Annotated in this window: 10 protein-coding genes; 2 read left to right on the top strand and 8 right to left on the bottom strand. The window is 44.3% G+C overall.

The window, feature by feature from the left end; all coding sequences use genetic code 11:
* The first annotated feature begins 78 nt into the window (after positions 1–78).
* Both FS736_RS17255 and FS736_RS17260 read left to right on the top strand, forming a co-directional pair.
* Entirely contained in the window at positions 79–282 is a 204-nt protein-coding gene (locus FS736_RS17255; RefSeq protein ID WP_144479549.1) for a thioredoxin, read from the top strand.
* Between the two features lie 614 nt (positions 283–896).
* Positions 897–1,403 carry a DUF3231 family protein gene (locus tag FS736_RS17260; protein ID WP_144480019.1) on the top strand — a complete coding sequence of 169 codons (507 nt, stop codon included), beginning with the start codon at positions 897–899 and terminating at the stop codon, positions 1,401–1,403.
* A 74-nt stretch (positions 1,404–1,477) separates the two neighbouring features.
* On the opposite strand, the gene selB is transcribed toward FS736_RS17260, so the two are convergent.
* The 8 genes from selB to FS736_RS17300 form a co-directional block, all read right to left on the bottom strand.
* Complete coding sequence (gene selB / locus FS736_RS17265; protein WP_144479551.1) at positions 1,478–3,364, bottom strand: selenocysteine-specific translation elongation factor; 1,887 nt, start codon at positions 3,362–3,364, stop codon at positions 1,478–1,480.
* 245 nt (positions 3,365–3,609) lie between these two features.
* Positions 3,610–4,551, bottom strand: a complete 942-nt coding sequence (gene hutG / locus FS736_RS17270; RefSeq protein WP_313959732.1) for a formimidoylglutamase — start codon at positions 4,549–4,551, stop codon at positions 3,610–3,612.
* Positions 4,523–5,722 (bottom strand): imidazolonepropionase, encoded by a 1,200-nt coding sequence (gene hutI / locus FS736_RS17275; protein ID WP_222125082.1) that lies wholly within the window; start codon positions 5,720–5,722, stop codon positions 4,523–4,525. Before hutI ends, hutG begins: the two co-directional genes overlap by 29 nt.
* Positions 5,723–5,925: 203 nt before the next feature.
* Entirely contained in the window at positions 5,926–7,587 is a 1,662-nt protein-coding gene (gene hutU / locus FS736_RS17280) for a urocanate hydratase (protein ID WP_144480023.1), read from the bottom strand.
* A 30-nt stretch (positions 7,588–7,617) separates the two neighbouring features.
* Positions 7,618–9,138, bottom strand: a complete 1,521-nt coding sequence (gene hutH / locus FS736_RS17285; RefSeq protein ID WP_144479555.1) for a histidine ammonia-lyase — start codon at positions 9,136–9,138, stop codon at positions 7,618–7,620.
* 101 nt (positions 9,139–9,239) lie between these two features.
* Positions 9,240–9,674: a hut operon transcriptional regulator HutP gene (gene hutP, locus FS736_RS17290; protein ID WP_144479557.1), complete on the bottom strand. Its 435-nt coding sequence runs from the start codon at positions 9,672–9,674 to the stop codon at positions 9,240–9,242.
* Between the two features lie 163 nt (positions 9,675–9,837).
* Positions 9,838–10,413 carry a branched-chain amino acid aminotransferase gene (locus tag FS736_RS17295; protein WP_144479559.1) on the bottom strand — a complete coding sequence of 192 codons (576 nt, stop codon included), beginning with the start codon at positions 10,411–10,413 and terminating at the stop codon, positions 9,838–9,840.
* Positions 10,414–10,570: 157 nt separating this feature from the next.
* Positions 10,571–10,877 (bottom strand): hypothetical protein (locus FS736_RS17300; protein ID WP_222125083.1); only part of this gene is annotated, 307 nt, incomplete at its 5' end.

A 10,877-nucleotide genomic window follows, 5' to 3' on the forward strand; every position in this document is an offset into this window, starting at 1 on the left:
AACGAATTAAGTTTTATTTATGTCTTGACCGATGGTTGAAGTGTCTGTCACGGATTGCTTCCTCAGGTCGAGGAAGTTTTGAAAGATTTCCCTAAAATCGAGACTGGGCTGGTCAATGCCGGGAAGGTCGAAGAAATAGCGGGATTCCTTATGGCGTTTACAGTACCCGTTTTAGTCTTGTATGCAGATGGACGAGAGTATTTAAGAGAGGCAAGAATCGTCCAGGTTGAGAAACTCAGGGAAGACGTCTCCAGGATTTATGAAGGATTCTTTGGAGAATAATTGGGGGGCTTGGTTAATCCAAGCTCTCGTTTTTCTTTTATATTGGCTCTGTTAAACAAGACTGTTGATTTTCGTTCCAGGCGCTTCGCTTTCCGCTGGAAGAATATTAAAAAACCAACTGCCGTCTTTTTCATAAGCAATTCTTCCTTGGGGCTGGCGCTGAGCCTCCTCGTCGCTTTGCTCCTGTGGGGTGCAAATGATTCCTCACGTGAATCATTTCACCTAGGTCTCACCTGTCCAGCTGCGCCCGCATGAGTCTTCGCGCCTTCCCCTACAATCAACAGGTGTAAAAACAACATTGAGCTTTAACAGAGCCTTATATTAAGGGTATTTTTCGTTAAGATCCATCAATTATGAAATATAATAACTTTATATTTCAACTTGGGAGGAAATCTTGCACCGATACCTACAATTTGTCTGAACACGATACCGATTTCGATAAATTCTGTGTTTTAATCCTCTCACTCCCAATCCGATATTCCCTTCTATCTCCTCTAAATATTAATCTTAGGTTAATGCATGAATTGTTCTCTTTTAAACAAAATAAGCCTTGTTGACAATTTCCTTTCCTAAGGAGAAACAAAATGAATATAAACACAATAAGGAGTGCGGTTATGGGAATTTTAAGCGGAAATCCAAAAGATGAACCTATGCATTATGGTGAGGTATATGGGGCCTGGACTCATTTATCAGTCAATCATGGTCTGATCGCTGCATACCAGACCTTTATCAATCACATTGGTGATGAGGATCTTAAAAAGCTTGTCCAAGAAGCAATTGAGGCGATGCAGGAAGAAAATAAGCAGGTTGAAGAACTGCTAAAAACGAATGGCATCGGGCTCCCTCCATCTTCACCTGAACGTCCTGTTGCCCATCTGGAAGATATTCCTCCTGGAGCAAGATTCAGTGACCCTGAAATTTCGGCTGCAGTCTCAAAGGATGTTGCAGAAGGTCTGATTGCCGCGAGTACTATGATCGGCCAGTCCATCAGAGAAGATATCGCGATGATGTACGGCCAATTCCATATGGCAAAGGCACAATTTGGCGCTAAAATGCTAAAGTTAAACAAAACAAAAGGCTGGCTGATTCCTCCTCCACTACAGGTAAAATCTACCGAGTAAAAATAATCATATTATGTAAACAATTTTTAAAACCAGACAAAAACAGCAGAACCCATGGCTCTGCTGTTTTTTGTTTAACTTTTTCTCCAAACCCTTTTGTTCTCGATCCTTCTCGTGTATCCAAGTGCATCGAGACGTTCAAGGAATGGAATCATATACTTACGTGATAACTCCACTGCTTCTTTTGCCTGTGAGACTTCAAATTCATCTCCCGTTTGCTCTTTCAGCTTACTCACTGCATCAGCAAAATGTTCTCCATACCAGGCGTATTGGTCATCCAGCATAACAATAACTTCCTGGTCTTCGAGGAAGCGTTTTAGTTCAAAGGAGATAGAGTCAGGTATGCCTGCATTTTTAATATAGTCATGCAAATAAGCAACCTTTAAGCCGTCTTTCTTAAGCTCGTTGATCAGATTCTCTGTCCGTTTTTCCCAGTTTTTCGGGACATGCGGAACAAATGCTGCAAGCGAGATATATTGTTCTTTTCTCATGAATAACCCCTTGCTGATTCCATTTTCGATTATGAATTCCAGCAACGTTTTAGAAAAAGATTTTTGCAGTGTTTGCAACAATTCAGCTTTATTCATGCCAGGACGCATTGGGCTTTCCTCGTGATAATCTTCCAATCGATCCATGATATCTTCTTCGATAAGGTCAATGATTGATGTCAGGGCATATTCTTTATTTGATACTTTGACAAACTGGTCATCTTTTAGATTGGATAAAATAGATCCCTCATCAAGCGCTGTCCGCTTAATCAGCTCTTCGACCGTCAGGCTTTTTGCTTCATATAAGGCAGCGTTCATTCTTTCAATCGGTGTTCCAGCTTTCTTTTTTTCCAACTCCTCAATTGTCTGCTGTCCAAATCGATACTTGTTTCCACGTGGGTCGATTACCCAACCGCCACCAATTGTCTCCTGCGGACTTGGCCTGCGAACAATGAACCGGTCTCCTCGTTTAGTGACGATTTTTTCATCAAGGCGCAGCTGGCAAAGAATCTCCCCATTCTCTTCTTTTAGTTCGTTTCTGTCAAAAAAGACAATTCGTCCCATTACTTCGGCCGTACCGATATGGCACTTTATTGGCGTCCTTTGTTTTACCAGGTGGTCAAGGTCCTCAACGACTCTGATTGCGACGTCAATTGTATTGGTAACGATAAAATGCTCAGAAGAAACCAGCACCTCACCCCGTTCAAGCTCGTCCCTCGATACCCCTGAAAGATTAATGGCAGCCCGCTGACCCGCGAACGCTTTTTTGGCAGGCTGATGATGTACCTGAAGCTGTCGTGCCCTTACTTCATGCCCTGATGGCAAGACTTTTAATTGCTGCCCTTCTTCAACCGTCCCCTCGTAAACAGTGCCTCTGACAACGGTGCCCTGGCCTTTTACCGAAAATACCTGGTCGATGGGCAGACGGAAAGCTCCCTTTACATCACGCATTTCCTGTTCTTTCAGCGTACCAATAATCAGTTCTTTCAGTTCGATGATTCCTTTTTTAGATAGGCTATCGACCATCATAAAAGGTGCATTTTCAAAAACGGTCCCTTTAAGCTCGCCAAGAATGTCGTCTTTCACAAGTTCGATGAAATCCTCTTCCACCCTGTCAATCTTTGTGATTGCAATAATTCCTGAACGAATCCCCAGAAATCCAAGAATGTCCAGATGCTCACGAGTTTGCGGCATGACCCCTTCATCGGCAGCGACAACAAGAACGACAAGATCAATCCCAGCTACACCGGCGATCATCTGGCGGATAAAGCGCTCATGTCCCGGTACGTCCACCACCGAAATTTGCAGTTCTTCATCTTCATATAGTGGCGCAAAGCCCAGTTCAATCGAAATTTGCCGTTCTTTTTCTTCTTTCAGGCGGTCAGTGTCCACATTTGTCAACGCCTTGGTCAACGACGTTTTCCCGTGATCAATATGACCTGCCATCCCGATGGTAAAATACCTCTTGCTCAAATGCTGACACCTTCTTTTACTATGTATAAAGTAACTCTAACTTTAAATCGAAAATAGTTCAAGCGACGAAATGGGACAAGTATCCTGGTTCTCACATAAATTGTAAGTGAAGATACATCTGCTTCCCGAACCTTGGTCACTACATATCCAGGCAGGGTCTTTTGTCAATTAAACTCTTCTTACTCTCGTTATAAAAAAACTGCAGACACTTTCTTGCTTGTCTGCAGGTCTATTTTTACTATAAATCATTGATTAAACATAAAACGAAGCATGGCGGCAGCCGCAAGTCGGCTTGTGATATCACGGAAATCTTTAGAAGGATCTATTTCTACGATATCCATTGCTTTCACTTTTGGATGAGTGGCTGCAGCGGAAATGCTGGTAAGCAGTTCCCTGCTGGTTATGCCTCCCGGACCGATTGCCGGGCATCCTGGTGCAAATGCCTGGTCCACGACATCCATATCGACCGATAAATAGATTATATCTACTATTTTAGATAATCTGTCCAGTTCCTTTTTTATAATAGGTACTATGCCTGAAATCTCAACATCTTCCATTGTATAAACGGTAATCCCTTTATCCTTCGCATAATCATGATAGACTTTGGCATTCGCATAATCACGGATTCCTATCTGGACAAGATTCTCACCTTTAAGGTGACCTCCTTCAATGAGACTGCGGAATGGAGTGCCATTTGTCCGTCCGCCATCCTCCAGATTTCTGACATCATGGTGTGCATCCCATTGGAGGACACCTATCTCACCATATTGCTCACTGAATGCACGGATCGAAGGGTAGCTGACTCCATGGTCCCCACCGAGCAAGATATACCTGTTACAGGCATTCCTTGCAAGCATTTCTCCGACGCTTATACGGAGTCTTTCAATGGATTCCTCCATGTCAGTTGGATGCACCTGCACATCACCAAAGTCAAGGACCTTAATATTCTTATAATCTTGGTCTCTTTCCCCTGAAAAAGTAGAGAATGTACTAAGGCATGCCCTTATAGATTTAGGCGCATCCGATGCCTGTGACAAAGAAATAGAAGTTTTTGAGAACGGAAGACCGATCAACCCAATCTCCCCTATAGCTCCGTCTGTATAGGATGCAAGACACTCATTGACCTTGGTGACAAAATTGTCCTTGAATACTGCCTGCCTACCTGGCTGAAGATAGCTGAACTCCACTATAAGCCATCCTTTCCCAAAGTTTTTTGCCAGAACGGAAAACGCTTTGAGCATGATTCACACCATAATGGTACGGAATGTATTGATAATTAGGCACATCCCAGATCACGAAATCTGCGGGGCGTCCTATTTCAAGTGTCCCTGCCTCTTGGGGCTTACCGATTGCATGGGCGGCATTGATCGTAACTGCATTCCAGATTTCTTCCGCTGCCATTTTCAGTTTTAAAGCTGCGAGTGACATGATCATTTGCAGGTTTTCAGTCACACAGCTGCCTGGATTAAAATCTGTTGCCAGGGCGACTGCTGCACCCTCATCAATCATTTTCCTTGCACGAGCATACTGGTCTTTACCGAGATAAAATGTTGTACCTGGCAGTAAAACCGCTACTGTGCTGCCTTCAGCGAGCCGTTTGATTCCCTCATCTGAAGCGGCAACCAGATGGTCCGCACTTGCAGCTCCCAATGACACCGCCAGCTCAGTACCACCTAGCGGATCGATTTCATCAGCATGGATCTTCAATCCAAAACCCTTGTCTTTTGCAAGCTGTAAGTACTCCCTAGATTGTTCAATCGTAAAAACCCCTGTTTCACAAAAAATATCGATGAATTCCGCCAGCCCAGTTTCTTTGATTTCGTCGAATAAACCAGACATTAGGTCCAGGAACTGAGCTTCTTTCCCCTTAAATTCAGGAGGAACAGCATGTGCTCCCAGGAATGTTGATACAATCGAAACCGGATATTTTTCTTTTAACCTCTTGACCACCTGCAATTGCTTGAGCTCTGTCTCTGCATCCAGGCCATATCCGCTTTTGGCTTCCATGGTTGTCACACCATAAGAAATCATCCTTTCAAGGTGGAAGGATGCCTTTTTGAGCAATTCCGCTTCGGATGCTTTTTTAGTAGCTGAGACAGTTGACAAAATTCCCCCGCCCTTAGCCAATATTTCCAAATAAGGAACACCGGCCTGCTTTAACGAAAGCTCATGCTCACGCGAGCCACCAAAAACCAAATGAGTATGTGGATCAACAAGGCCGGGGGAAACAACTTTTCCCTGGACATCGATTCGCTCAGAGGCTTTTAATGATTCAGCCTCCACGCTTGAGCCGAGCCAGGCCACTTTTCCTTCGATGATTCCCATTGCGGCATTCTCTCTTATATGCAGTTCTTTCATTTCCTCCCCTTTTAAGGGTCGATTTTTGAATAGCGGCAAAATGAGCTGCCCTATATTGTATAGAATCAAATCATATGTCAATGGTCTCCCACCCTTTCTATATACACTCAAAAGGCTCTATATCGAATTAGGAAGCAACTTCGAAAAGAGCCATTAAACACGTTAGAATCTGAACTCGTTCGAATTCCCCGTTCTTTTCTACATTACGGAAGCATTGGAATATCTACGCCTTTTTCTTTCGCTGTTTCAATCGCTTTTTCGTAACCTGCATCTGCATGGCGGGCAACGCCCATTCCAGGGTCCGTGGTCAGGACTCTTCTCAGTCTTTCCTCCGCCAGGTCCGTTCCATCAGCAACTGCAACCATACCTGCGTGAAGAGAATAGCCCATCCCTACTCCCCCTCCATGGTGGACAGAAATCCACGAGCCGCCGGCAGCGACATTGATTAGTGCATTAAGGATTGCCCAATCGCCGACTGCATCGCTGCCATCTTTCATCGCTTCAGTTTCCCGGTTTGGCGAAGCAACGGACCCGCTGTCCAAATGGTCTCTGCCGATTACAATCGGAGCTTTCAATTCACCATTTCGTACCAGCTCATTGATTGCCAATCCCATTTTCACTCGCTCACCATAGCCAAGCCAGCAAATCCGCGATGGCAGACCCTGGAATTCAACCTTTTCCTGAGCCATGTCAATCCAGCGCTGGAGGGCTTCATTTTCAGGGAAAAGTTCTTTGATTAGTTCATCTGTGCGATGGATGTCAGCAGGGTCACCTGACAAAGCTGCCCAGCGGAAAGGGCCTTTTCCTTCACAGAACAGCGGACGGATATAAGCAGGGACAAATCCAGGAAAGTCAAAAGCTTGCTCTTCTCCATGGTCCTTGGCCACCTGGCGAATATTGTTTCCGTAATCGAAAGTAACCGCTCCTCGGCGCTGGAACTCAAGCATGGATGCAACATGCTTAGCCATTGAGAATGATGATTGCTTAACATATTCCTCCGGGTTATTTTCCCGCAGTTGTGCTGCCTCCTCCAGATTCACCCCGACAGGTATATAGCCATTCAATGGATCGTGAGCCGAAGTCTGGTCCGTTACGATTTCGACTTGAAAGTTTCTTGACAAAAGTTCAAGATGGACTTCTGCTGCATTGCCTACAAGACCAATCGAAAGTGCTGTACCCTTATGCTTCGCTTCCTTTGCCCATTGAATCGCTTCATCGATTGAATGGGTCATCCTGTCGCAATAACGCGTATCCAGACGTTTTTGGATACGCTGCGGGTCGATTTCCACCGCAATGCAAACACCTCCGTTCATCGTGACGGCCAGCGGCTGGGCTCCTCCCATGCCTCCGAGACCCGCGGTCAGTGTAATTGTATGTTTTAGCGTACCGCCAAAATGCTGTCTCGCAACCTCGGCGAAGGTTTCATATGTGCCCTGCAGAATCCCTTGTGAACCAATATAAATCCAGCTTCCCGCAGTCATCTGCCCATACATCATCAAACCTTTTTTATCAAGTTCATGGAAATGATCCCAATTTGCCCATTTAGGGACCAATACTGAATTCGAAATCAAGACGCGGGGAGCTGCTTGGTGTGTTTTGAATACCGCAACAGGTTTACCAGATTGGACAAGCATTGTTTCATCATTTTCGAGCCTTCTTAGCGTTTCAACAATTGCATCGAACGCCTCCCAGTTACGCGCGGCTTTGCCAATTCCTCCATAAACGACTAGGTCTTGCGGTTTTTCTGCGACCTCGGGGTCTAGATTGTTATAAAGCATTCTTAATGCCGCTTCCTGTTCCCAGCCTTTACATTCGAGTTCCAGGCCCTTTTTCGCTTTAATATTGCGTTTCGCTTTTATTGTCATCATTTCCACTCCTCTTAATAAATTAGATTATCAAACTAAGCTCCCATGCTTTTTTATAGCTGTCCACTGCCAGTTATTTTTTTTTAGCCACTCTGCCAGTCTCTCAATATCCTCAGAGAAAACGCGATCTTCTGTGATTGAAGGAACAATCTTTCTGGCATCCTCGTAAAAGCTTCTTGTTTTTGGCGCCATTTTTTCGATTCCCCGGTATTGGACTGCCTGGAGTGCACAAATACATTCTATGGCCAGCACACGCCTGACATTCTGAATAATGCTGTAGGCATGGCGGGCTGCAATGGTCCCCATGCTCACATGGTCCTCCTGGTTGGCTGAGGATGGAATAGAATCTACACTTGCCGGATGTGCGAGCGTCTTATTTTCGGAAACAAGAGAGGCCGCGCTGTATTGCATGATCATCGCACCAGACTGAAGTCCAGGCTGTGGACTCAAAAATGGAGGAAGGTCATTTAATTGAGGATTGACCAGCCGCTCAATACGTCTTTCAGAAATACTCGCAAATTCTGCGACAGCAATTTTCATGAAGTCCATCGCAATGGCAATCGGCTGGCCATGGAAGTTGCCTCCCGATATTACCGTCTCACCACTGTCAAAAATAAGAGGATTATCCGTAGCAGCATTCATTTCGATTTCAAGCTTTTCTTTCACATAATCAAGTGCCTGCCAGGAAGCACCATGCACCTGTGGTATGCATCTTAGCGAATATGCGTCCTGCACCCGTTTTTCTCCCTGGTGTGTCGTCAGCTTGCTCCCTGCAAGCAGGTCTCTCATACGTTCAGCTACGTCCATTTGCTGCTGGTAACCTCTCGCCGAATGGACAGCAGGATGGAATGCATCAATGACGCCCTCCAGTCCTTCCATAGTAAGGGAAGCAATCCACTCTGACTGATATGCCAGATCGTTTGCCTCCAGCCAATTGACAACCCCCATCGCCGTCATTGCCTGTGTACCATTAATTAGTGCAAGACCCTCTTTAGCTTTTAACTCGATCGCTTCGAGTCCTTCTTTTTCATATGCTTCGGAAGTGGAGCATACCTTGCCCTGATAATAAACTTTCCCTTCTCCGAGCAGAACAAGTGCCAAATGTGAAAGCGGAGCTAAATCTCCGGAAGCACCAAGCGAACCTTGCTGCGGCACAACTGGATGGATCTGCAGGTTAAGCAATTCCTTTAATCGTTCTACAATCACTGGCCTGATCCCGGAATATCCTTTGATTAAGGCGTTAAGCCGCAGCAAAATCATTGCCCGTGAAACCACTTCCGGAAAAGGATCCCCCACGCCGCAGGCATGCGAACGAATCAAATTCAATTGCAGTGAGTTAACATCCCGTTCATCGATGATGACATCACTGAATTTGCCAAAACCTGTGTTTATTCCGTAAATCGTACGCTTTTCCGCTACGATTTTTTCTACTGCTTCCCTGCTTTTTTCAACCTTTTCCATACTTTCCGGACTGATCGCTACGATTTCATCCTGATAACAAACCTGCCTGATTTGTTCCAAGGTTAATGATTCACCCGTTAATACAACCATTCAAGCTACCCCCTGATCGGATAAAATAAAAAGGAGACGATAATGGCATACTTAAACCATCATCGCCTCCTTATGACTAGTGGACTATAGGCAATGCAACTTCATATATGATTGATTCCCAACCCAACCGTTTCGTGTTCAGAACCTTTTACTGGAGCGCCAATCGTTCCATAGAACGCAACAGCAATCCATTCACCTTCTGCACGATCCTCGAAGGGTGTTCCCCTTACGACAGCAAATCTCAGACCGACTGTCCTGCTCATTTCACCAATAGATAGATGGCCGCGTGTAACACCTTCCATCCCTTCCATTATTGCATGGTACAGAGCATGTGTTTCACGGTATAAATGAGGATGAATGAGTCCATGGCGTTTGGCAGCTGTTTCCACTGCGGAAATTACCTTTTGTAAATTCATTGATCCTACCTTGCCAAGACAATAGCTTACATCACTCAACCTATCCTGAAAAAACACCATCTCTTCTTCTGTGAAAGATGCCAGCAGGACCGCTGTTTTCCCAATCGCAATTTTACTCATCACTAACTCCATTTTCTGAATTTTAACTATTGACTAATAACTTACGTTAATTTTATGTTTCCTGATGGCTGGTGTCAACCACTTTGGAAAATTTTAGTATTCTAATATAGTAGTATGATACCCTGTTAAAGCGATAAAAAAAGCACCGCAAAGGCGCTTTACATTACTTATCTTCTATAGATTCCGCCAATTTGAAAAGAAAATCATAAATTAGAATAAAAGCATCTTTTATAGATAGGCTCTCCTTGTATCCTTCCAGGCCATTCAATGCGAAATTGAGGCTCCATAATCCTTCATTGCCGTCGAACATTAAATCGTATCCTGCATCTTGAAGGCTCTGCTCAAGATAGTTTTTGATGGCCGGCCCCATCTTTTTTTGCAGTTTAAGGCCAAGCATGACATCGTAGGTCCCAAATACATCATCATTTTCAAAACTTACTGCATCGACACCGATCAAATCAAACCATTTCGATTCCATGTACATGAATTCATTTTTCCGGTCTTTAAAATAGGAGATTGGCTTCTCGAGGAAGTCGAATGATTCCTCACCAAGGAATTCCTCCGTTTCTTTGTCCCCTCTTTCAATATATGCACGATCAAAAAGGGTACCCGAATCTAAAACTTTTGCCTCTGTTCCCTCGAGAAGTCCTTGGCGTTCCGCATATTCTTTTACGACATTATGTAATTCGACAGGCCCATCTTGTGTTGTGAGATAATTCTCCACCTGGTTTTTCAGCATTTCATTACCCTCCATAATTGGTTAACTGTTATTTATATTGAATGGTTATTTTGGAAATAGCAAATATTCTTGATCATTATTCCCCAAATTTACTAAAGTTTTACGGAAGTATAGTCACATCCCCATACATTCCACTGCTTTTCCCCATATCCTGTTATTACACCACCATTCGAATGAAAGGAGAGGCGAATTCATGAATTATTATTACAAGGATGACCATCGGCCAGACGACCATGACCTCTGGCATTCCAAAGACAAAAATAAACAACGGAAACATGATCAGCATAAACAATGGGATAACTGGGATGACCACAAGGACCTCAAAAAACGCAAGGATAAGGATAAACACAAGGACTGGGACCATAATCACCATTACGAATCGGATGACTGGGACGACCATAGGGATTCCAAAAAATGCAAGGATAAGGATAAACACAAGGACTGGGACCATGATTTCCATTTTG

Source organism: Cytobacillus oceanisediminis 2691, from assembly GCF_007678455.1.
Lineage (GTDB): Bacteria > Bacillota > Bacilli > Bacillales > Cytobacillaceae > Mesobacillus > Mesobacillus oceanisediminis_A.

Excerpts from the sequence above, each read along its gene's own strand:
- FS736_RS17260 (WP_144480019.1), top strand. The coding sequence starts at position 897 with ATGGGAATTTTAAGCGGAAATCCAAAAGATGAACCTATGCATTATGGT.
- hutI (WP_222125082.1), bottom strand. The coding sequence starts at position 5,722 with ATGAAAGAACTGCATATAAGAGAGAATGCCGCAATGGGAATCATCGAA.
- hutU (WP_144480023.1), bottom strand. The coding sequence starts at position 7,587 with ATGACAATAAAAGCGAAACGCAATATTAAAGCGAAAAAGGGCCTGGAA.
- hutH (WP_144479555.1), bottom strand. The coding sequence starts at position 9,138 with ATGGTTGTATTAACGGGTGAATCATTAACCTTGGAACAAATCAGGCAG.
- hutP (WP_144479557.1), bottom strand. The coding sequence starts at position 9,674 with ATGAGTAAAATTGCGATTGGGAAAACAGCGGTCCTGCTGGCATCTTTC.
- FS736_RS17295 (WP_144479559.1), bottom strand. The coding sequence starts at position 10,413 with ATGCTGAAAAACCAGGTGGAGAATTATCTCACAACACAAGATGGGCCT.